Source organism: Agaribacter marinus, from assembly GCF_030160655.1.
Taxonomy (GTDB): Bacteria; Pseudomonadota; Gammaproteobacteria; order Enterobacterales; family Alteromonadaceae; genus Glaciecola; species Glaciecola marina.
Genome location: NZ_BSOT01000006.1, coordinates 400735 through 423009 on the forward strand (window position 1 = coordinate 400735; position 22275 = coordinate 423009).

Below are 22275 nucleotides of genomic sequence, written 5' to 3' on the forward strand. Positions count from 1 at the left end.
TTAGCTTCTTATTGCAAGGCTATCAAGACAACTGGGCTTGCAAGGCTTTTTTATACGCTTCGATTGCAGGTGCAATGGCGGCTAGCACCACGGCTAAAAATATAAAAGCCCCTAAAATAAGCACTTCTTGGCTAAAAATATTAGCGCTCAAGAATAACCCGTAAGTGCTCGCTAGCCAGTCAGACAGCGCCATTAAACTTGTCGATACGAGAACACAAGCACTTAAAAATGCCAATATGGCAATCAGTATTGCTTCGTACACGATGAGCTGAAAGATTGTTATTGGAGACGCACCTAGGGTGCGTAACACGGCAATTTCAATGCTGCGTTCATTCATCGAGGCAATGAGCATCGTGGTCAATCCAAATAAAGACGATAGTAGCACCAAAAATGCAATCACTCTAAGCAGGTTTTCTATATTCCCCATGAGCTGCCACAACTGCATCATCGCGACTCCTGGCAATACTGCCATTAAGCGATCATCATTATAGTTATTGAGTTTACGTTGCAGAGTAAACGTCGCAAACTTATTGTCTAGGCCGACTAAAGCCGCGGTAATCGCTGTCGGTTTTAGTAAATCGAATCGTTGCTGTTCAACAATACTGTTTAGCTTTGAGGGAGGAAGGTGAATTGCTTCTATTGCCTCTAAGCTAACATGCACGGTTTTGTCTACCGGTGTGCCTGTCGGTTCGAGTATCCCAACAATGACAAATGGCGCGTTGTCGTGGTTTTTAAAACTCGTCGCACCGATGCCATGAGATATAACAATTTTGTCGCCAATGGCATATGCTAACGACGTCGCAACTTCAGCGCCGAGTACTACTTCAAATAGATTATTAAACTGTTGGCCATTAGAAAACGTAAGTGAGCGTTTTTCACCATAGCGAAAATGTGTGAAGTAGCTATCCGATGTCCCCAATACTCTGTACCCTCGATGAGAATCACCGAGTGAAATTGGAATAGTCCACGCAACATTTTTTTGTTTACCCAACATTTCATAGCTATCAAAACGAATATTATTTGTCGGATTGCCCATCCTAAAAATGGAATAGAGCAGTAAATTTAAGTCGCCGCTCGGTGCTCCGACAATTAGGTCCGTACCAGAAATCGAGCGGTTAAAACTTTCTTTTGCTTCAGCTCTTAAATGCTCAACTGCAATTAACACGCTAATACTTACTAGCAACGATAAAAAAGTTAGGACTACGGTTTTTTTGCGGCTGCGTAAGCTCTGCCAAGCAAGCGTTCTTAACATGCCGACTCCTTACTGTTAGTGCGCCACTGACAAATATCTGATACAGCAATATGTTGCGTAAAATATTGACGCAATGATTGATCATGACTGACAAAAATCATCGTTGTATCGCGTGTTTGTTCCATTGACATTAACATCTGCATGAAGCCGTCTCGCGCATTTGCGTCAAGTGCGGATGTGGGCTCATCAATTAACAACAAATCAGGTGAATTGATCAAGGCTCTCAGTATGGCAACGCGTTGCTTTTGTCCGACACTTAATTGAGCGACTTGTTTATTCAAAATATCAGTGGGTAGTTTTACGCTATCTAACATCGGTGCTAAGCTGTCACGCACATTGACGCTGGTTTTTGCGAAATATACTGCCAGTTCAATATTTTTGATAACACTTAAGTACGGGATAAGATTAAACTGCTGAAAAACAATACCAATGTTGCAGGCGCGAAATTTGTCTACTTGAGATGCAGACAGTTTACTTAAGTTACTTGTACCTATGTCAATGCTGCCACTGTTGGGCTTGGTGATGCCAGACAGTAAGCTGAGTATCGTCGATTTACCACTGCCCGAATCGCCGTGCAAGAATATGCGTTCACTAGTTTTTACCTGCCAATTTTCACAATATAATGTGGGCGCTGTATTCGCATAACGGTAGGTAATATCAGACAATTTTACTGCAATGGCTTGATTGTCAGCTTGCTGTAATTTTGCAATGCTCATAGTAATTGGATGGCTCGTTATTGGTAAATATTATGCTGTTATGATATAACATATTTTGTATTAGGGATCAGTATCGATATGAATAAACTAAAAATTAAACGCGATATTTTTGCGCGCGCATTAGCATGTATTGCCGCACTGCTGTTTTGTGCAAACGCTTTTGCTGACAAAAAAGAGTTTGTCGAGATAGAGTGGATAGAACTCATGCCCAAAGAAGATTTAGCGGTATTACTCGACCCCCCAGAGTTTCTCTTGAATATTCAGGATGGTGCTGCTGACGATAATATGGAAAAACTCGCTGAAAAAAGTGCTATCGACGAAAAAGCGAAGCGGTTTAACGAAGTACTTAAATCAGAGAAGATTATTCCAGCGTTTGATGGCCGTGATATTAGAATTCCTGGCTTTATTGTTCCGTTGAGCAATAACGAAGACCGTAAAGTGACAGAATTTTTTATTGTGCCTTATTTCGGTGCTTGTTTGCATTTGCCGCCTCCGCCGCCAAATCAAATCATTTTTGCTCGCTGGCCTGAAGGGATTACAGTCGAAAGTCTTTCTGTTCCTATGTTGTTTGAGGGTAAAATGTACATCGAAACCGTTGCTAATGATATGGGTACATCTGCTTATGGCCTGACCTTAGATAACGTTCAACCTTATTGAGTGGTGCGTCATGAAAAAACACTATACTACCAGCCTTGTTTTGTTGTCACTTATCTCTGCTTCTAGTGTCGCGTGCGATATGCATGGTAGCGGCCTAAATTTTGGTATTTTTGGCAATATGGCGACAATGCCTAAACAAAATTTTCATAGTGAATATGACCAAACGCTGTCGCTAGCGCACATAGATGAGAAAACTGTTGAGAAAGGCACTGATGCTTCTGTCAACTTTACATATGTCGCCCCTATTCGTTTTGAACGAATTAACGTTGAGTTTGCGGCGAGTGACGATCTTGTATTCATCAGCGACGAAAAAGTAAGTTTGATGCAGCTTCGAGGTGACTTCACATTGCAGTTTCAAGCAAAAAGTAAAGGGCAGCACTCAATAATAGTCAACATTTCCGCCACTGAAAATGGTAAGCCTCACTTTATGCGACAAGAGATTTTGGTAAATGCCAGTTAAGATACAACGCGTAACTAGCCATATAAAATCAAAACGCTGCATTCTATTAACTAGTTGAGCTTAAATCGATGAAAACCAAAGGCATTGTCGGCATAATATTGATGTCATTTATTGCAGCCTTTGTAACACATGTAAGTATTAAGCACTCTAGGCAAATAGCGTCAATGTTACTGCCCGCGTCGACGGTATATGAGGCGAAACCTACTTGGTATACAAGCCAAACCAAATTTGAAGAATTGACCTGGGAAATGTTACTCCCGGAGCATGAGTATGAATTGATCAGTCGTTATCAACAGGGAGAGGCTAAAACAGTCTCTGATTTCACTTCTCAAATCCTAAACTCGATAGAGTCAGCGAGCGACAAAGAATATCAGCAAGCAATGATATCCGTAAATACAGTGGATACTTTTGCTGAGCAGCGTGTTTCTATTTCGGGATTCATTGTGCCAATTGATTTTTACCCGAATAAAGACTTACAAAATGTGTTTTTAGTCCCCTACTTTGGTGCCTGTCTTCATTTTCCACCACCGCCGCCCAACCAAATGATTTTCATACAATTAGCACAAGGTTTTGGTGATTTTGATATTGGTCAAGCGTATACGGTAAAAGGAAAGCTTAAAGTCGAGTTATTCGAAGATTTTATTGGGACGTCGGCATATTCATTAGAGCCTAGTTCGATTAAAACATACAGTGGTGAGCCTGATACCTTCAGAACTCACGCACGGTAATATTTTAATTAGCTGACAGCTGAAAGCCGACCATTTTTAAATTTAGTATTTCTTAATTTCATGTTCTTCAAGTGGCCCCAAACGATAAGCGTCGAGCCAGCGATTGATATTAATACTTCTGCCGTATGGCCAAACGTATCGTGACCAATCGCGGCAGAAACTATGATTAACATCAAGCCTATGAGTGCGAGTATCAAAGTTTTTTTATTACGATGCTGGCGATAACCCCAACTTATAGTGAATAGGCTTAAGGGCACAACAAAAATAATTAACCAAAGGTGAAATGCCTCGTCTGTTAAATAACTTAGGCCTGCGAAGTAGGGCAAAATCAACGACAATAGTATGGGTAAAATACAATGCACGATGCATAGGCCAGAAAGCGCAATAGCAGATTTATCGGCAATATCAGTGGCAGTATCAGGCACGTTTGAGTTTCCTTTCCATTAAAGTTTAACCTTAGGGTTTGATGCAGAGATTTCACTTTGTCCTTGTCCCGAACTCAATGTCCACAACACGTCTACGGTTTCGAGACTGTTAAAGCTCTCAAAAATAGCGAAATTCAAAACAGATATGGCGGTATTGCAATCTAAGGTGGTCGTTACTTGGATATCTGCGTGCGTATCTGCATGGTCGCTCGTATGCTTTTCATGCTCATGCTCATGCTCATGCTCATGAGAAGGTTTGTCATCATTGCTGTGTTTGTCGAAGTGTTTAATGTCAAATTCATTCGGGATTACTACTTCGTGAGTAATAAGTGCGCAGTCATTTGGCAGCGAGAGGACTTTATCCAGTTGCTTTAGGCGTTTCGATTGCATATGAACATACTCTTGCTGCTTTTTTGTCTCTGGCTGATGTTCAAACCCGAAAACATCAGATGCTGGCAGGGTAAATTGCAGTTGCCATGTGTTTCCATCTTGCGCGATGAATAGCGTGCCTTTGCCGTGCATATGTGTTTGGGCTAGCGAATAACTTGATAGTAGGCATGAAAAAACTGCCAGTTGTTTCAATAGTTTCATTTCTCAACCACTTATAGTTAACTCGAATCAATTCTTGCTGATGGTTTTGTTATAATATAACATTTCTACAATAATTAAAGAATTAATTCGTAAGCTACTGGTTTTAAATCTAATGGACTTGTCATGGTAAAAAACGTACCGACTAACGTCATTACTGGTGCGCTAGGTGTCGGCAAAACGACGCTGATACAATCACTTTTATCGAATAAACCTGATGGCGAACGTTGGGCCGTTTTGGTGAATGAGTTTGGAGAGGTTGGCATTGACGGCTCAATGCTGTCTGGTGGCACTGTTGATGGGAAAGAGAAAAGCATTTTTATTAAAGAAGTACCTGGCGGTTGTATGTGTTGCACCTCAGGTTTGCCCATGCAAATTGCGCTTAATCTTTTGCTTGCACAAGCAAAACCGCATCGCTTACTAATAGAGCCAACTGGCCTAGGACATCCTAAAGAAGTGTTAGAAACACTGTCGCAAAGTCACTATAAAGATGTGCTCAATGTTCAAGCGACGCTGACCTTAATTGATGTCAGGAAGCTTGATGACCAAAAATGGCGAAATCACGAAACGTTTCAAGCGCAAATGCAGATTGCAGATACCGTCGTCGTGACTAAATCTGATTTATATACGCATGATTGTATGCCGACACTAGAAACTTATATGCATGAGATTGGTGTCTCCTCAACGCCAGTGGTGCATGCTAATTGCGGAAAGGTTGATAATCGCTTGTTGGCCAATGCTTCGAATTTTACGCTGCACTTGTCTGATTCGGAGCAACATCATCATACAAATAAGCTAAATAGTGCAAATACGCTTATTGCACCAAAAGAAGGCGCTTTGCGCATTGCTAACCAAGGCGAGGGTTATTTTTCTAGAGGTTGGTTATGCGCTGCTACATATGCATTTAGCTATAAGCAATGTGTAATGCTATTTAAAACATATACTGCAGAAAGATTAAAAGCGGTAATTATTACTGATAGCGGCATCTTTGCTTTTAATGTCGCGGACGGTGCTTTTGAAGAGCGTCGTTTGGATGAGGCTGAAGATTCGCGTATCGAATTGATATCGAGTAGCGAAGACTTCGCCAATACATTTGCTGAGGCGATTGATAGTTTGATTGACGAATACACTAAGTAGTGCACTTTATTGGTGAAGTAAACTTTTAACCTTGTTTTAAACAGTGCAAAGACCTGATTAAGTGACGAATGTGAAACAGTAAGTTATTGAAAATATAGCGTATTATGAAGTGGTGCGATATGTGCTGAGTAACATAGATATCGTTAATTACACATAGGAGTTGTATTCATGAGTCCAGAAACTGTTTCCTTGGTACAAGGTACTTTTGCGAAAGTAGCACCAATAGCACCAACTGCGGCTGCACTGTTTTATGGTAAGTTATTTGAACTAGATCCAACGCTAAAGCCCATGTTCAAGGGTGATATAACGGAGCAGGGGGCCAAATTAATGAAAATGATTGGTATGGCGGTAAATAGTTTAAACAATTTGGACGCGCTCGTACCTGTTGTGCAAGACCTTGGTACACGACATGTAGATTATGGCGTTAAGGATAAGCACTACGATACGGTTGGTGAGGCCTTAATTTGGACATTGAGTGAAGGTTTGGGAGAAGATTTTACAGACGCAGTAAAAGCCGCATGGATAGAGACTTACACCGTATTAGCAACGGTCATGAAAGAGGCCGCTAGCGAAACTGCGTAGGTGAATGAATATCGCCTTATATCTCTAGTTATCTGTAAAATCTGTTTCACACAAATAGTCTAGTAGTTTCCGCACAGCGCTTTGCGTTGCAGCGTTGTTGGGTCTAACTGCATAGAGAGCGATGGGCGGGACTTGCCAAGTCGGACAAATTTCTATTAATTGGCCTTTTTCGATGGCGGTTTTAGCAAGGTGAACAGGCGGAGTGGCGACCCCTTGTCCTTGAATACATAGCTCTGTCATTGCCTCCACATTATTTACAGTGACCTTACTGGTAAAATGAAGTTTGTGCCGTTTTCCTTCAGGGTCGACGATTTCTCTGCTTCGTGGCATTGGTGTTAAATGTACCCATGGCCAATTCTGCACATCCAATGGCGTGTCCGGTGTCGCTAGTGTTGCATATAGCGTAGATGCACAGACCAATTTACGCTGAAGAAATCCAATGCGCCTCGATTTCAAGCTACTGTCTGGCAACTCACCAGCCCTAATCGCTAGATCTATGCCTTGCTCAACTATATGTTGACGTTGATCCGTATATTCTAATTGAAGTGTTAACTCCGGGTGCTTGGAAGCGAAGCTGGCTATACCTTGACTAATTGGATGGCGTGTCAGTGCGGTGGGTAGCGTAATACTTAACTTACCATGAAGGTGTTTTTTACTGGCAGAAATTTCGGCAAGGCCCGAGCGTGCGGTAGATAGCATTTCATTTGTTTTTAGATACAGCATCTGCCCTTCGTGAGTGAGTGAAAGATTACGTGTTGTTCTGTATAAAAGTGGCGTCTCCAATGATTTTTCAAGTCGGCTGATGTGATAACTAACCACCGATGGTGACAAACCCAAGGTTTTCGCCGCCAATCGAAATGATCCCTTTTTAGCTGTTTCAGCAAATATTGCCATCGCACGCAGTTCATCAATCATCGTTATTGTACCAATTTATGAAATAGTTAAATCGAATACTAGCATATTTTAAACCAATGAAGTGCGAGGTAAATTACGTGGATAGTTTTGCGACAGCAAAAAATTCAATTGTTGAAAAGGTAGTAACCGCCATGTCTTTGTTTATTGCAATGTGCTTGTATTCTATATCTATGTCAGTTTCCCCCGGACCTGTAAATCTTATTACCTTTGCCTCAGCAATAAATTTTGGTGTGCACAAAACAATGCCATTTGTATCTGGGGCAACAGTCGGTTTTGTCTTCTTACTGCTATTTGTTGGCCTAGGGTTCCACCAGTTGTTCACCTTTCAACATGACGCCATTGAACAAGGTTTTACCATTGTATCTTGTCTATTTATTGCTTATATAGGGTATAAAATAGCTACAGCCGATGTGACATTGAGTCGCAAAAGCGATGAGGCACCAAGGTTTTTTAGTGGTTTCATGCTTCAATGGCTAAACCCAAAAGCGTGGTTAGCTTGCGTTGCTGGTATATCCGCCTTTGAATTGAATGAATCTCTCGAAGCGCTACTAGGCTTTATTAGCATTTATTTTATATGTTGTTATCCCTGCTTAGCACTTTGGGCAGTGGCTGGTCATAAAATGCGTAACGTAATGAAGCAAAAGAGTTTTCTACAAATTTTAAATCGATTGACCGGCGCAGTACTGATTATTATTGCCACTTATCTTTTATTAAGTAATTTCATTGCGATTGGCGTGCCTTACATATAAATGTCATAGTTATTGGCGACACTATATGCAATATTATGTCGCACATTAACCTACGAGTATTTTCGAAAGTGAAAGATAAGAAGGTTAGCAATAAAATAAAAATACAGGGAATATTATGCTTACTCGCCGACGCTTTAATCAAGGGCTCCTTTTTTCTGCGCTTAGTGGTTTAGCGCTTAATCTACAAGCGAACCCAAGTGCTAAGACAATTAAACATAGTCGTGGTCTTGGTGCTTTGCTGCCTGATCCAAAAGGTGTTATCGATTTACCACAAGGTTTTACTTATCAGGTCATTTCGTCCCTAGGCGATAAAATGGATGATGGCCTCACAGTGCCAGATCGAGCCGATGGCATGGGCTGTCTTAAGTTGGACGATGAGCGTGTGGCGCTTATTCGAAACCACGAGCAGAAGCCAGAACATAGTAAAGATTGGGACGTTAACTTTAGTGACGAACAATTAGCTAGAGCCTATGATGCGCATCGCTCGGGCATCCCCTTGCCTGGTGGCACGTCGAATATCATTTTCAATATGAAAACCGGGAAAGTCGAACAACAGTTTATGTCGCTTCTTGGCACAATTCGTAATTGTTCTGGTGGCATTACGCCGTGGGGTAGTTGGTTAACCTGCGAAGAGTCGGTTGACAAGGCATCTGACAAAATCAGTAAAGACCACGGTTATGTGTTTGAGGTACCAAGCACAACCAAAGGCTTAGTCGACCCTAAGCCGATAAAAGCCATGGGGCGTTTTAATCACGAAGCCGCTTGTGTAGACCCTAAGTCAGGCATAGTGTATTTAACCGAAGATAGAGGCGATAGCCTGTTTTATCGTTTTATTCCCAACGAAAAGCAAAACTTACATGCCGGTGGTCAACTACAAGCTTTAGTGATAAAGGGAAAATCGAAATTTGATACGCGCAATTGGTCGTCTTCAAGTATGCAAGTGCAAGTCGATTACGCATGTGAATGGATTGATTTAGACAATCCCGAAAGCCCGAAAGATGATTTGCGCAAACGAGGTTATGAAAAAGGCGCGGCGCTTTTTGCTAGAGGTGAAGGGGTCTTTTTTGGAGATGACGAGTTGTATTTTTGTTGCACTGACGGTGGGGCAAAAAAGTTAGGGCAAATCATGCGCTATAAAGTGTCAGGCAATTCTCCTACGATTAGCCTATTTTTTGAAAGTGATGATCCTACAAGCATGAATTTTGGCGACAATCTTTGTTTGGCACCTAGCGGGCATTTGGTCGTGTGTGAAGACCAGTATCTGGACACAGTCAATAATCATCTAAAAGGCGTTAGTCCGAGCGGTAAGTCTTATGATATTGCAAAAGTGCGCTGGCAAACCGAACCAGCAGGTGCATGTTTTTCGCCGGATGGCTCCACTCTTTTTGTAAATATGTATTCACCGACAGCAACGTTGGCAATCACGGGGCCTTGGCACAAAATGGAGGCGTTAGCCTAGGTTGGTGAGTGCTAGGTCATGAATATCATGTCAGTGAACAACAATGCAAATAATAAGCAGGGCTAGCGATAACCCAGTATCGTTAGCTCCTGCGCTTCTTTAATCGTATTTTTAAGAAGAATACGCGAGACGCTTATGCAACGAATGAAGTGACTTAACAATAGACGTAAATATGTTAATTTAAAGGCTTGTGGAAGTATTCATCCATGAGCCTTTTTTATGAGAAATTACTGGCCTAAATAACACTAAAAATACGCAGCAGGCTAGAACAATACAAACGAAAGATTAAGCACTACATTAACCGGATTGCGTTTCACTAACTTATGAAGGAACAATCGAATGTCTTACTTACGTATAGCGAAGCCTTATAAAGCGAGTATTAGGGCTGATGTCTTCACGAGTTTTGGTATTACGTCGTTCCAGTGTGTGATGACGGTAATTACCTTGCTAATGGTCTTAAAAGTTGATCAACTAAAAGATATCTTTTACCAAGTAAATGCTGCCAGAAGTTGGCTCGAATATCTTCCTTACATCGCCAGTATTACGTTCTTTAGCTTGAGTTTGTGGTGGACATCCCGGTTTATTCTAGACCTAAATTCTTATCCTAAACGTCGGCCTAAGAGCATCCTCAAAAACCCTTCTATTTTCGCGCGTTTTCTTTTTCACCATTACGGCTTAGGGTTTGTTAAATCAAAAGAAATTATCGACGCCAATAAATATGCTGGCAGAAAAGTTGGTAAATACTTACCTCGAATATATGCTACTTTGCCGTTGGTTATTATTGGGATTTTTAACCTTTACGATGATATGACCAGCGTTGGTTTTGTTACCCTTTGTACATCTGCATTCGTTGGAATATTTGTCACATTTCGGCGTCGATATTTTTTGAGTCATAAAGCCAAAAAAATAACATCTAATCGTTTAGTCATGCGGTTGTTGAATCCTTGGACATGGACGGTAGTGCTTATAATTTGCTATTCAGTTGTTGCATTTGCTGCAATAACTAACACCCAGAGTTTCGCTAAAGAAACGGGCGCAGCATTTATCATCTTTTGGGGCTTGGCGAGTGTTATTTTTAGTTTAACTTTATTCGTATATATTGTCGTTGTTCCTACTATTAACCTAATGTTTTTCATTATTAACGTTGTGATTAGTAAGGTTCGACATAAGTTTCATGACAATCCCCGTAACCCTCCTAAAAGTAACCGAGTACATTTATTCGATAAAGGTATTTCATTGCCTTATCCAATTGTCACCATCGCCATAATTTTTGCTGCACTGATGTCGTATTTCGTAGACACGGATAACCATCAGGTACGAAAATTACAGGCAAGTGACAATCAAGTGATTGCTGATAGTTACGCATTTAGTTCTTTAGCATCTGCGTTAGATAAATTTCACCAGGTAAAGGGCAAATATTACTACCTAGATAACAAAAGCAACACCAAAAAAGTCCCAATGTTTTTTGTGGTAAGCCAAGGTGGTGGATTGCGAGCGTCGTATTGGAGTGCGGGGTTTTTGTCGATGCTTGAAAGCAGATACCCTGGCATTCATAAGAATATATTTTCTTTATCTGGGGCGTCTGGTGGCACGGTAGGCAACGTATTTTTCACAGGAGCACTCCATTATTGTCTACAAGACGAAAATACCGACAATTGCCGCACCGATAACTTCCAATCGTCTCTGTTACAAGCGGTCGGTCGGGACTATTTGTCTACAGTCGCAACCTCCTTTATGTATAACGACCTGCTCTATCGCTTTTTACCCCTTCCGTTTTTAAGCACTGATCGTGCGACGTATTTAGAGCAAGATTGGGAAATCGGATTTAAAGATACGTTTAGTTCTGATGGTTTAGGGCAGGGTTTCCAAAGTACCTACCTTAATAATACACCGGATAGTCATTGGTTGCCGCTTGTGTTGTCGATGGGCAGTATTCAAGAGAGTGGCTCGCGTGTAATTACAGCGCCTTTTCCTGTTAAGCCCAATGTGTTCAGAGATAAGCTCGATATTTATCCCCAAATGGGTTGTAAAAATGGCAATCTTAAGGCATGTAATATGCGCCTTAGTACGGTTGGTTTAAACTCGGCTCGTTTCCCATATATCACGCCTGCGGGGACACTTGATAACAGTGTGGAATGGGAAGAAAAGCAGCATATACTAGATGGTGGTTACGTTGATAACTATGGTGCCCATTCAACTGCTGACTTAGTAAGATACTTGAAGCAAAGCGCTTGGCTAGATAAAACTCAGGACGCCCAAGCTGTCGAGTATGTGCCGGTGGTGATTGTACTGAAAAATTCAGTAGATACGGCATCAAAAAAAGAAACGAATGACGGCCTGTCATTATTTGATGTCAGCAGGACTGCCCCGTATGGTGAGCATAGCAGTTGGCCATTAAATGAAATGCTAGCGCCGATACAAGGGATCGTATCTGTGCGTGCGGGGCATACAAGTGCCGCCATGTCAGACTTGCTGCACTTGCAAAAAAGTGCGGATACTGCCTTATTTACAGACGATAGTTTTTGTAGTGAAAACATCGATATACATGATTGTATCTTATTGAATACTTTAGTGATTTCTTACTCAGGGCTAGTGCATGAACAAGATGGCAAGATGGACCCACCGTTAGGTTGGTGGTTATCTCCCGCGTCTACAATGCAAATGGACAATCAATTAAGCGCAATGGAAGCCAAAACCATGAAATTAATGAAAGGCTTACAACGTTAAGCATTAACTAGGGCATGTTAGGGTAAGTAGCTTATAAAGTGAGTACTTTCCTTTTTGGTTTAGTCTTTTGGGTTGGCAACTTTCCAGTTTGCTACTTGAGGGTTTATCATGCCATGAGTCACATACAGTGGCCTTATTTTGTTAGCTTGTCGCAATTTACTTAAACCAGTTTGCAGTGCAGAAAATATCATCCTGCTGTTCGCTACTTCTTTAGACATGACGAAAACGCGAGCGTCCATTATTCTGACTTTTATGCCGTTGACAGGCTTTACTAAGGTACCTTTGTGATTGAATATGAAATCCTTCCCACCGGAAAACTCGATAAGAGAAAAGTCCGCTCGGCCAGCTGCTAACATATTGACGATTGAGTCATACTGAATCGATGTTAGCACCTTGGGTGTTACCTGAAGCAGTGCTTGTAAGTCATGTCGCCAATTTCGAAACGTAATTGCAGAGTATTGCGTAAAGTCTATGTCTTCGAGCGCCATCTTTTGTAAGGGGTGGGAGACAATAGTGTAAAGTCCCTTTTCAAACTCGCCATATCGAATAATATCTTGTGAAATAAATACGTTCGGATTGCCTTGTACATCCTCTTTCCATATCGTCTCCGCGGGCATTAGCATTGTACCGTTGCTTACATCTCTTAATGATCGGCTGTAATTAGGGACGATAAGGAGCGCTATCTGAATATCAAAGTTTGCCGCTTTAAATGCCTGACATATAAGTGATAAATCGACCATCATTCGATGATTGGGGCGACCTTTGAATAGCCGTAAATCCTCACAAACATTGTTTAATTTGTCTAGTTCGTAGACTTCGTAGGTATCTTTGAGCATGGCAATTTTGGCGATGACTTTGTCATTCGCGCTGACGATGTGGGAGAAAATCATCAAAACAACACAAGTCAGTGTCTGCGTGAACACTTGCGTACTTATACTAGATTGTAGATTGGCCCATGGTGACATATAAATACCAAGGTAAAATTAATCGTTATACAGATTTTTCTTACGTCTGCTTTATCTTTTATTAAAGCCTGTTTGCGTAATATAAGCAATTAGTATAATTACTTCATGCTGTATCGAACAGTATACCCAAAACAGAATCTCATCTGTTTTTTTACGGACGGAAAAATTTTTGATTTGAAAATAAGTACTATGGCAGGCCAACTGTGTATTTTATCGCATAACTAGATATATGCGCTTTCGTTATCTATGTATTTAGATATTTTGAATTGAGATCTACTTAAGTAGATCTCAATTTTATTAATGAGTTTTTTACTTCGACGTAAACCATGGTTCGTTATTGGCGCCGTCAATATACCCAACGTACCAGCCGCTTCCCCAGCCAGATGCCCACAGTAAATGGCGATTATGTGGATCGGGTTTGGCGTCAATAATCTTGTCACTATTCGCCAAATTAGTATTAATTTTCTTCCAACGTTTGCCGTTGTCTTGAGATAGATATAACCCTGGATTCATGAATTGGCGATCCATGCGCATTTGGCTACCTGTATTTAACAGTAATATGTTTGGATCGACGGGCGACGTTTCTATTTGTAGTACCATCGGCGCGTCAAAGAATTTATGCCAAGTTTTTCCTTTATCTGCGCTGCGCCAAGCACCACCTTCTTCGTTGTTGCCTTCATAAAAACGGCCGGTGCTAATAAACATCTCATTTGTTTGCTTATCTATATAGATGTTATTCACACTTTTGATTTGTTTAGGAAGGGATATTTTTTTCCAATGTTCACCTTGGTCAATAGTCTTGTAAAGGCCACCATTGTTTCCTGTAGCGGCAGCATAAATCACCTGAGAATTTAGTGGATCTAGGGCCAGTCGGCGTAAGCTTGTGGTTTTGTTAAAGCCATTGTTACTTACCTTCCAGGTAAGACCGCCATCTTCAGACTTCATAAAACCGTAACCACCTTTAGTTGGTTCGCGTCTGGGCGCTCGGTAGATCTCAGAAAAAGCATCTCGCTCATTTACAAAAAACATCGTATCTGGATTACTCGGATCTATAAGCAGAGAGTTACTCGCAGGTAACATGCCCGGCGGGCCTTGAATTATCTTGCCGTCTCTATTGTTTCGTTCGGTAGAGGTTTCAAGTACGGTAGAGATATTTTGCCATGTTTTTCCGCCATCAGTAGAGCGTCGCAATTGCCCTTTGTGCGCTTGGCGCCACGCCATAATATACATTGTATTTGGATCATCTGGATGCACTGCAATAGTGGATATAGAGTACATCCCATCCACTTGTGCCTGACCTTCAATTTGCCGCAGGGCAACCGCTTGAGGGTTGTTGTCATTTGCTAAAGGTACAGTTTCCCAAACACCATGCTCTCCGCTCGTGAGTAAACGGCGATGTTGTATGCCTGTGTCTAACAGCATAATGCGTCCGGGCAAGTCACTGTTACCTCTGCCAATCCAGACATCGCTGTTGGGAGCCGTTTCGACATCGTCTACTTGTTGCCAAGTCTTGCCTTTGTCTACAGATTTATGCGTTTGTTGCGCAATGCTTAAGAACACTTCGCCCTTTGCATTTACTTCTAAGAGCCTATTGCCTTCCATTTCTTCATGGTCATCCATGTACGCTTGCACGTGGGAAAACTCGACGTTCGCGTCTGAAGGATTATTGCGAGACGCCCAATATTCAGCGTCTTTGTCGCTCAACCAATATTTGCCATGCCGAGCAACAACGTTCCATGTTTTGCCCCCGTCTAATGAACGCCACGCTTCTCCTGGACCAAAGGTGCGATCGTGCTTCTTATTGTACGACACATAGATTTCATTCTTATCATTTGGGTTAATGGCGATGCGATTAAATACTGGCAAAATGTTAGTCGGGAGCGTTGGAAACTGTTTGCGTGCTTTGTCAGTGCCAATACCCAACCAATGACCTATTGCTCTGTAATAGCGCCATATCTCGGCAGGATAGCTTACTTGACTTAGGTCAAACGCTAGGTTGCCAGTGATGTCCTGCCAACTAAGTCCTGCATCAACGCTCTGATATATACCGCCCGACGATGTTATCGATTTGCCGTCAGCGTGGTACTGCGTTTGGTCGATGAGGTAAAGTATAAATTCGCCAGACGCCTTGTCGAAATAGTAGCTTAAATCTCTAGGCATGTTATGCGGTAAACCGTTTGCCTTTGTTTCCCAATTGAGTCCGGCATCGTGGCTATGCATCAATCCATGATTACTCATCATGATCACGTGCTCTGAATTCAAAGGGTTTACGATGATTTCTCCAACATCTAAATTGTCAGGAAACCCTTTGCTAATTTTCTGCCAAGTACGTCCTCTGTCTATACTTTTTAAGATATAGCCATAATCTGCGTAGGTAAGTATGTTGCCGTGAGGTTTTTTGAGTGAGCGATGATTTTCTTTCACGTTCCAAAAGTCACCCGCGCCAACGTACCAAATGTTGTCGTCATTTGGATCAATGGCTAAATCGCTTAAACGCATACCAATTTGTTCATCGTACCAGCCTTTTTTAAAGGCTAATGGGTCGTACGGGTCAACGCCGTATTGCTTGTATGATGGTGAAAGCTCGGCGAGTTTAGACCAGTTTTTACCTTGATTGACTGATTCGTAAACCCAACCATTCCAATCTAACGCCACCGCATAATTTGGGTTTTGCCTCGAAAACTCTATATCAAGCACACGTTTCATCAATTGACCCAATTCATCATGATCTTGAATACTCTGCCATGAATTACCTGCATCCCAACTACCATAAGCAACGTGCATATCTGGGGCCATAAACATGACATTTGCATCCGCCGGGTGTAGCCAAAGCTCCTCGTTATAACCAGACATCCCTGGACCAATGTTTTGCCATTGTACAATTGGGTCAGAGTCGACGCGTTCGTTTTTTAGCGTTTTAAAATATGCGACATTTGATGAAGATATCTGCGAAGCAGCTTGCTCAATAGGTCGATCTTGCTTTACATCTTGACCAGCAACACATGCCGTTAAAATTGCAGAAAAACTGCATACAACTGAAAATTGAAAAATGCGCATTATTAAAACCTTAGTATTAATGTGTTGCTGTCACAATTTGCGAAAACCGCATGAGCTGGCAGTCTCGCTGTAAGCCGCAAATGATTGAGACATATTACAATAAATTTACATGCAGAAGATATGATTTACATATAAATTTATTGTGATTTAGGTAGTTTTGCGACGTAAAGAGTGCCTAAACGTAGTGTTTTGTGTTTGAAAGGGTATACTTGCTTTTGTCACTAATACCGATTGAGGATTGTCTTGTGCATCGCGTACTGTTATTCGTTTTGATTACTATACTCACTGCTGCCTGCAGTGATAAAGAAGTCGGTGACGTGTCGTTGGGTGTGTTTACTACGAAAGACATTAAAATTGACGCCTTGCAGGATCCTATTGTATCTGGAGTGACGTGTCATATTTCAAGTATCGAAGCTAATTTAGATTTATCGGATCCTTCTGATAGTTCTATTGCATGTCGACAAACGGGAGAGATTACCGTCCAGATGCTCAGCCAAATAGATCAATCTGACGCCGGTGAAGTCGTGTTTAAAAAATCAAAAAGTATCTTTTTTAAGAATATGAAAGTGAGGCGAATATACGACAAAACCAATCACACCCTAATATACGTGTCGTATTCGACGAAAGAAATTTCCGGCAGTTATAAACACAGTCTTTCTACTGTACCGCTATGGGAGACGATTGCGCAGGACAAATAGTTATCTGAGGTTCTGCTTAGCTACTCACTTCTGTGAGTCCAATAAATGCTCAAACTCATTTGCAGGCAAAGGTTTTGAATAAAGATATCCCTGGACAAAACGACAATTTATACTGCTTAAATATGCGGCTTGTTCTTTAGTTTCAACACCTTCAGCCACCACATGTAATCCTAATTTATGTGCCATAACAACAATGGCCTCAGTGAGCACCTGATCATTGTCGCTATTCTCTAGGTTGCGAATAAATGCACGGTCTATTTTGAGAAAATCTATATCTAGTTTATTAAGGTATGCCAATGATGAATATCCGGTGCCAAAATCGTCAATGGCAACTTCTATTCCTGCATCACGGAGTCGATGAAATTGCGCTAATACACTTGGCTCAGCGTTTAGTAATAGGCTCTCGGTTATTTCAAGTATTAAGACTTTGTGTAAATTTTTTGACTTAACGTCTTTTATCCAATGATTCCAAAACTCAATGTTTTCATATCGAAATTGGATGGGTGATACGTTGAAACTGATTTGAAAGTCATCATGCGTTTTTTGTCCCCATTTTAGCCGATACATAATGGCTTGATTTGCGACCCATGTGCCTATGTCATTAATCAATCCGGCAGATTCAGCAAGTGAAATGAAATCGCTAGGGGGGACCGTACCCAAGGTAGGGTGGTGCCACCTTAGTAAACTTTCTGCCTTACAAATCAACCCGGACTGTAGGTCGATGATAGGTTGGAAATGCAGGCTGAGTTGCTTTTCTGACAACGCCGCTCTCAACGCGTTGGTCAATGTCATTTTCTTTAGAGCGTCTTCCTGCATGGATTTGGTAAAGTAACAAAAACGGTTACGGCCCATTCTTTTTGCCATGAACATTGCTTGATCAGCCTGTTTAATCAACGATTTAGGCTCACAAGCATCACTCGGACAATGCACCAAACCAATACTCGCTGAGACATATAGCGTTTCCGTAGGTGTTTTGAAAGGTTTTGCAAATGAGTGTACGAGTTTTTCGGCTATTGCGCCGGCGTGGCTGGGACTTTCGATTTCTGGCAGTATTGCAATAAACTCGTCGCCGCCGATTCTTGCGACGAAATCCGTTTTTCGTAAATGCAGCAATAGGCGTTTTCCGACTAAGGTGAGTAATTCGTCACCTACGTCATGGCCCAAAGTATCATTAACTTCCTTAAATTCATCTAAATCGATCAATAGTAAACTAAAAGGATGTTCATTCAGATTAGTCATTTCTAAATGTCGCTGTAGTGCCGTTTGAAAATGATGTCGATTTGCTAGTCCTGTTAGCGTATCAAAATTAGCTTGTTTCCATAGTGCGTCTTCCCAGCGTTTTGCTGCAGTCATATCTGATAATAAGGCGACGTATCGTGTGACTTTTCCAGAGTGTTCAACAATAGAGTCGACACTTGTGCGAAGTACTAACTTTTCGCCCCATTTGCTGGTCAATCTAAGTTCACCCTGCCAATTATTTAAGTCATCGAGGTGTTTTGTCATTGCTGCATATTGTTCAAATGAAGATGGGTCAGAGAGAATATTGTCGAGGCATTTATTTTTTACGTCTGAGAACTCGTAGCCAGTGATCTCTGTAAACGCAGGATTGGTAGAGACTATACATTTACTTTCATCTAAGATAACCACAGCTTCGCTACTATTTTCTATGGCCAGCGACGACAAGCGGAGCTTCTCCTTAGCAGCTTCAAATTCAGAAATATCCTCTACCGCCGACAAGGTGATTCTTTCTCCATTAGCTAAGTTGATGCGATTGCCATTCAGGCGAACGGCAACCCAATTGCCAGCCTTAGTAATATAATGTTTCTCGTAGGGACCATAACTACCGGTGTTTTGCATAGATTCTAGCTGCACTTGTTCTTGCATTTCATATTGCTTAGGCGTTAAATCCCAGAAACTGAGTGTGTTTAACTCTTCCAAGCTGTAACCCGTAATTTTAGCAAAGGCTTTGTTTACGAAGACAAATTTACCACTTTCGGTTTTGTTGACTGCTAGCCCAACGGACGCATCATCAAATAGTGCTTTATAAATGTTCTGGTCGTCTTTCATAGGTAAATTGGCGTATCGTTCATATTCATCGGCGGTTATTTATTCTGTATCATAGTTATACACAACTAAGGTCATACTACTAAAGTCGGCATTTTGTGATTTTCCATTAGTGAGCAAGTTTGTGATCCATAAAACCCTAAAATCTGCTTGCGAGGCCTTAGCAAATTGTAAGCATTGTGAGCCAGCACTGCCCATAGGAGCAAAGCCAATTTTTCAGTTGAATGCGCATGCGAAGATATTGAGTGAGCGTAGGTGAGGCGACGCTTTATAACCCAGAAAACTTTGTCATTATGCCTATGACATTTTGTTACTCTCGGCTTGGTGAAAGTGTGGTAGCGATTTTAGGTACTTTTTACCAATTCTTAAGCGTTGATTGTTTTGCATTTTCGCTTCTAGACTGTTGCGGCAAATTGTATGTATTTCTGAACGTCTTACTATATATGAACGATGAATACGGATAAACTGATCGGCTGCCAACTGTGTCTCAATCTCTTTCATGGTTTTGCGCATTAGATAGCTGGATTCTTTTGTATGGATCTCTAAGTAATTTCCGTTTACTCGCACATAAATAATGTCTTGTGCGTTAATAACGGCCTTGGATCTACCTTTATAAACCACAAAGCTCTGCGCTGATTTATTCATAGTTTCTTCAAAGCTATGAATTTGATGTTTGTAATTTCTGATTTGAGCTTCTGTTTGCAATCTATATGCATAAAACGTGCATGTCAGCAACGTAAGTAAAGAGGCAACAATATATCGAGGGAAATAGACGTAAATTGTTTTAATGGCATCATACCCCTGCACCCAGTACTCAACTAAAACCCGATAAGTGCCGCTGAATAAAATACAAATTAGAAAACTACGGGCTAAAAATTTTAACCCTTCTTGAGTGGAAATATCGTGTTTGGCGGCGGTTCTTAGCAGCAATGGCGACAGGGCTACCCAAACAATCCAATCTTTCAGTACACATTGAAATGCCTGTTGCCATGAACTGTAGTAACTGTTGTCAGTGATCAGCATGTAACTATAGCTGTAAGCTGTCATGAAACAGAAAAAAATCACCCACGAAAGCAGTAGCCCTAGAATATACTTTGATTCAATACCACCCTTGCGCCCTGGCTTATCTATTTTAGGAAAATATCTACGGGTAATTATCATGGCGTGTTTAACTCGACAGCATTATCTGACTAAATTTTACCTTAGCTTCGTCTGGATGAAAACCGAGGCCTACATATACGTAAGTTTTTGATTATAGGCTTTGGTGTACTTGCACTACTTTTATCCCTCTCAGAGTCGTTTTGTCACAATTTTGTTTTACAAGCGCGAGATAAATTTATGATGCAGATAATAGTCAGCTTCATAAATTCGAGTGTCTTACGAGAGTGCTCCGCATCCGCACATTTTTTTGTACGAAAAGGTTCAATAATCAAATGAAAATATCAAACAACTTTCTTTTTTTAACTATTTTATTGGTGTTGTCCTTCAGTGCAATAGCCGAGCCACCGCGGCCACCTTTGGGCAAGAAATGGGTGCTCAATCATGTATTTTCCGATGAGTTTAATGGTACAGAATTAGACAAGTCTAAGTGGTTCGATTATCATCCCACGTGGGCAGGTCGTGAGCCGGGTATTTTTTTACCCTCGCAAATATCGGTACGTGATGGTTTGATGCGAATTAAAGGTGAAAAACTAGCGCAAGATAAAGTGATTACTTCACAGGATATTGTGACTGAAGAAGGCACCGAACGAACATACAGCATCGCAGGTGGCGCGGTGATATCTAAAACCGAAGACGCTTACTTTGGATATTATGAAAGCCGATTTAAGGCGGCCAAAACTACGATGTCCACTACCTTCTGGTTGGCAACCCGCAATTGGGATTTTCCTGGGCCAAAAGAGTGTAATGACCGATACGGATTGGAGTTGGATATACAAGAGTCTATTGGTCGAGAAGGCAACTTTGATGGAAAAATATTTGCAAAAGGTATGCATGCAAATGGCCATTTTTGGTATGCCGACTGTGACGGAAAAATGCAAGACCTGCGATCACCTCAAACTACCGTTAAGACGGATACTTTTGCTTCGGATGGTTTTAATACCTATGGCGGCTGGTGGCATAACGAAAGCTCGGCAAGCTTTTATTTTAATAATGGCGCACCTAAATTTATGACATTTTATTCTGAGATAAAAGATAAACCCTTTGATCAGCCAATGGGCGTGAATTTAGTCTCAGAGACCTACCCTTTTCCTTGGGTTGAACTTCCGAATGATGAGGAGTTAGCAGATCCTGAGAAAAACGTCGCATATTATGATTGGGTGCGCGCTTATGTGCTAGTTGATGCGGAAAGTGATCAACAAAATTCGGTTAAAGATACACCGGAAATCTATGCAGAGTCTATCCACCTTAATACAGATTCGGCGACCCTTATAGGCGACAATAAACTGTCCTTTTTGGCAACATATAAAACCAACCGTCGCAGAGTCTTGCGATTTGAACTAAAAGATGCGCAAAACAACGTGCTAGGAACATATCAAGTTCAAGTTAACCCTGGTTACGCTTTCTTGCCGTATCAGCTTAGCTTCTCAAAACCGTTGTCACGTTCAAAAGAGTACAGTATTACTACTAGTATTTGGTCGGTTCAGAAAGCTAATCATTCAGAGCAAGCTGTATTTGTTCAAACCGCGCAATTGCCTAATTTAAATACTGTCGATAATCTGCACCCAAGAAAACACGGTTTAACTTTGCTCGAAGTGTCGGCTGAAGGGAGTGTTAGCTTAACTCAAAAGCCAGGTGTGTATCACTTTGGTGTCTTTGACAGCCAAAACGACATTGTTCATCAGGGCATCACATACGATAATTTGATTGATGTTAGCAATTTATCCAGTGGTGATTTTACAATAAGATTGGACGGTATTCAGGCTGCCAAGTTTACAATAGTGAAATGATGCTGTTTTATGCGCGTTTCAATACCTAGTATATTGTAAATAGTATTGAGGAGCGCTCTGTACTCCTCTCTGCTGCCATCAGCCGTCAGCTGGCGGCAATATCCGCAATATTCACCTCATTTTTCACCTCACTATTCACATTGATACA

At 41.4% G+C, this 22275-nt stretch carries 19 protein-coding genes; 10 read left to right on the top strand and 9 right to left on the bottom strand.

The genetic code is table 11. From position 1 onward, the window contains the following. Positions 1-22 precede the first annotated feature (22 nt). Positions 23-1252, bottom strand: a complete 1230-nt coding sequence (locus tag QQK00_RS12570) for an ABC transporter permease (RefSeq protein ID WP_284217927.1) — start codon at positions 1250-1252, stop codon at positions 23-25. Continuing rightward, positions 1246-1968 (bottom strand): ABC transporter ATP-binding protein, encoded by a 723-nt coding sequence (locus QQK00_RS12575; protein ID WP_284217928.1) that lies wholly within the window; start codon positions 1966-1968, stop codon positions 1246-1248. The genes QQK00_RS12570 and QQK00_RS12575 overlap by 7 nt, the downstream gene beginning before the upstream one ends. A gap of 78 nt (positions 1969-2046) precedes the next feature. Between QQK00_RS12575 and QQK00_RS12580 the strand changes: the two genes are divergently transcribed. From QQK00_RS12580 to QQK00_RS12590, 3 genes are all read left to right on the top strand, one after another. Continuing rightward, positions 2047-2625 (top strand): DUF3299 domain-containing protein, encoded by a 579-nt coding sequence (locus tag QQK00_RS12580; RefSeq protein ID WP_284217929.1) that lies wholly within the window; start codon positions 2047-2049, stop codon positions 2623-2625. Positions 2626-2635: 10 nt separating this feature from the next. Further along, complete coding sequence (locus tag QQK00_RS12585; RefSeq protein WP_284217930.1) at positions 2636-3085, top strand: hypothetical protein; 450 nt, start codon at positions 2636-2638, stop codon at positions 3083-3085. Between the two features lie 68 nt (positions 3086-3153). Further along, positions 3154-3813 (top strand): DUF3299 domain-containing protein, encoded by a 660-nt coding sequence (locus QQK00_RS12590; RefSeq protein ID WP_284217931.1) that lies wholly within the window; start codon positions 3154-3156, stop codon positions 3811-3813. 8 nt (positions 3814-3821) lie between these two features. On the opposite strand, the gene QQK00_RS12595 is transcribed toward QQK00_RS12590, so the two are convergent. Further along, positions 3822-4238, bottom strand: a complete 417-nt coding sequence (locus QQK00_RS12595; RefSeq protein ID WP_284217932.1) for a MerC domain-containing protein — start codon at positions 4236-4238, stop codon at positions 3822-3824. An 18-nt stretch (positions 4239-4256) separates the two neighbouring features. After that, positions 4257-4829: a ZrgA family zinc uptake protein gene (locus tag QQK00_RS12600; RefSeq protein ID WP_284217933.1), complete on the bottom strand. Its 573-nt coding sequence runs from the start codon at positions 4827-4829 to the stop codon at positions 4257-4259. 123 nt (positions 4830-4952) lie between these two features. On the opposite strand from QQK00_RS12600, the gene QQK00_RS12605 reads away from it, so the two are divergent. Both QQK00_RS12605 and QQK00_RS12610 read left to right on the top strand, forming a co-directional pair. Next, positions 4953-5963: a CobW family GTP-binding protein gene (locus QQK00_RS12605; RefSeq protein WP_284217934.1), complete on the top strand. Its 1011-nt coding sequence runs from the start codon at positions 4953-4955 to the stop codon at positions 5961-5963. 168 nt (positions 5964-6131) lie between these two features. Continuing rightward, complete coding sequence (locus QQK00_RS12610) at positions 6132-6545, top strand: globin family protein (protein WP_284217935.1); 414 nt, start codon at positions 6132-6134, stop codon at positions 6543-6545. Between the two features lie 24 nt (positions 6546-6569). Here the strand turns inward: QQK00_RS12610 and QQK00_RS12615 are convergent, their stop codons facing one another. Continuing rightward, a complete protein-coding gene (locus tag QQK00_RS12615) occupies positions 6570-7460 on the bottom strand; it encodes a LysR family transcriptional regulator (protein ID WP_284217936.1) in 891 nt (296 codons plus the stop codon). Positions 7461-7537: 77 nt separating this feature from the next. Between QQK00_RS12615 and QQK00_RS12620 the strand changes: the two genes are divergently transcribed. The 3 genes from QQK00_RS12620 to QQK00_RS12630 all read left to right on the top strand — a co-directional run bounded on the left by QQK00_RS12620 (position 7538) and on the right by QQK00_RS12630 (position 12395). Next, on the top strand, positions 7538-8209 hold the full coding sequence (locus QQK00_RS12620; RefSeq protein WP_284217937.1) for a LysE family translocator: 672 nt from the start codon (positions 7538-7540) through the stop codon (positions 8207-8209). A 115-nt stretch (positions 8210-8324) separates the two neighbouring features. Further along, positions 8325-9668 (top strand): alkaline phosphatase PhoX, encoded by a 1344-nt coding sequence (locus QQK00_RS12625; protein ID WP_284217938.1) that lies wholly within the window; start codon positions 8325-8327, stop codon positions 9666-9668. A gap of 339 nt (positions 9669-10007) precedes the next feature. Next, a complete protein-coding gene (locus QQK00_RS12630; protein WP_284217939.1) occupies positions 10008-12395 on the top strand; it encodes a hypothetical protein in 2388 nt (795 codons plus the stop codon). Between the two features lie 59 nt (positions 12396-12454). Here the strand turns inward: QQK00_RS12630 and QQK00_RS12635 are convergent, their stop codons facing one another. Beyond that, positions 12455-13360: a hypothetical protein gene (locus QQK00_RS12635; RefSeq protein ID WP_284217940.1), complete on the bottom strand. Its 906-nt coding sequence runs from the start codon at positions 13358-13360 to the stop codon at positions 12455-12457. A gap of 309 nt (positions 13361-13669) precedes the next feature. Then, complete coding sequence (locus tag QQK00_RS12640; RefSeq protein WP_284217941.1) at positions 13670-16417, bottom strand: WD40/YVTN/BNR-like repeat-containing protein; 2748 nt, start codon at positions 16415-16417, stop codon at positions 13670-13672. A gap of 245 nt (positions 16418-16662) precedes the next feature. On the opposite strand from QQK00_RS12640, the gene QQK00_RS12645 reads away from it, so the two are divergent. After that, positions 16663-17115, top strand: coding sequence for a CreA family protein (locus QQK00_RS12645; protein ID WP_284217942.1), 453 nt, complete (start codon positions 16663-16665; stop codon positions 17113-17115). Between the two features lie 24 nt (positions 17116-17139). On the opposite strand, the gene QQK00_RS12650 is transcribed toward QQK00_RS12645, so the two are convergent. After that, the gene (locus QQK00_RS12650) at positions 17140-19182 is read right to left on the bottom strand and encodes a sensor domain-containing protein (RefSeq protein ID WP_284217943.1); all 2043 of its coding nucleotides are present in this window, start codon (positions 19180-19182) and stop codon (positions 17140-17142) included. 294 nt (positions 19183-19476) lie between these two features. Further along, a complete protein-coding gene (locus QQK00_RS12655; protein ID WP_284217944.1) occupies positions 19477-20340 on the bottom strand; it encodes a LytR/AlgR family response regulator transcription factor in 864 nt (287 codons plus the stop codon). A gap of 272 nt (positions 20341-20612) precedes the next feature. Here QQK00_RS12655 and QQK00_RS12660 point away from each other — a divergent pair, with 272 nt between their 5' ends. Beyond that, entirely contained in the window at positions 20613-22127 is a 1515-nt protein-coding gene (locus tag QQK00_RS12660) for a LamG domain-containing protein (RefSeq protein WP_284217945.1), read from the top strand. Positions 22128-22275: the final 148 nt, after the last annotated feature.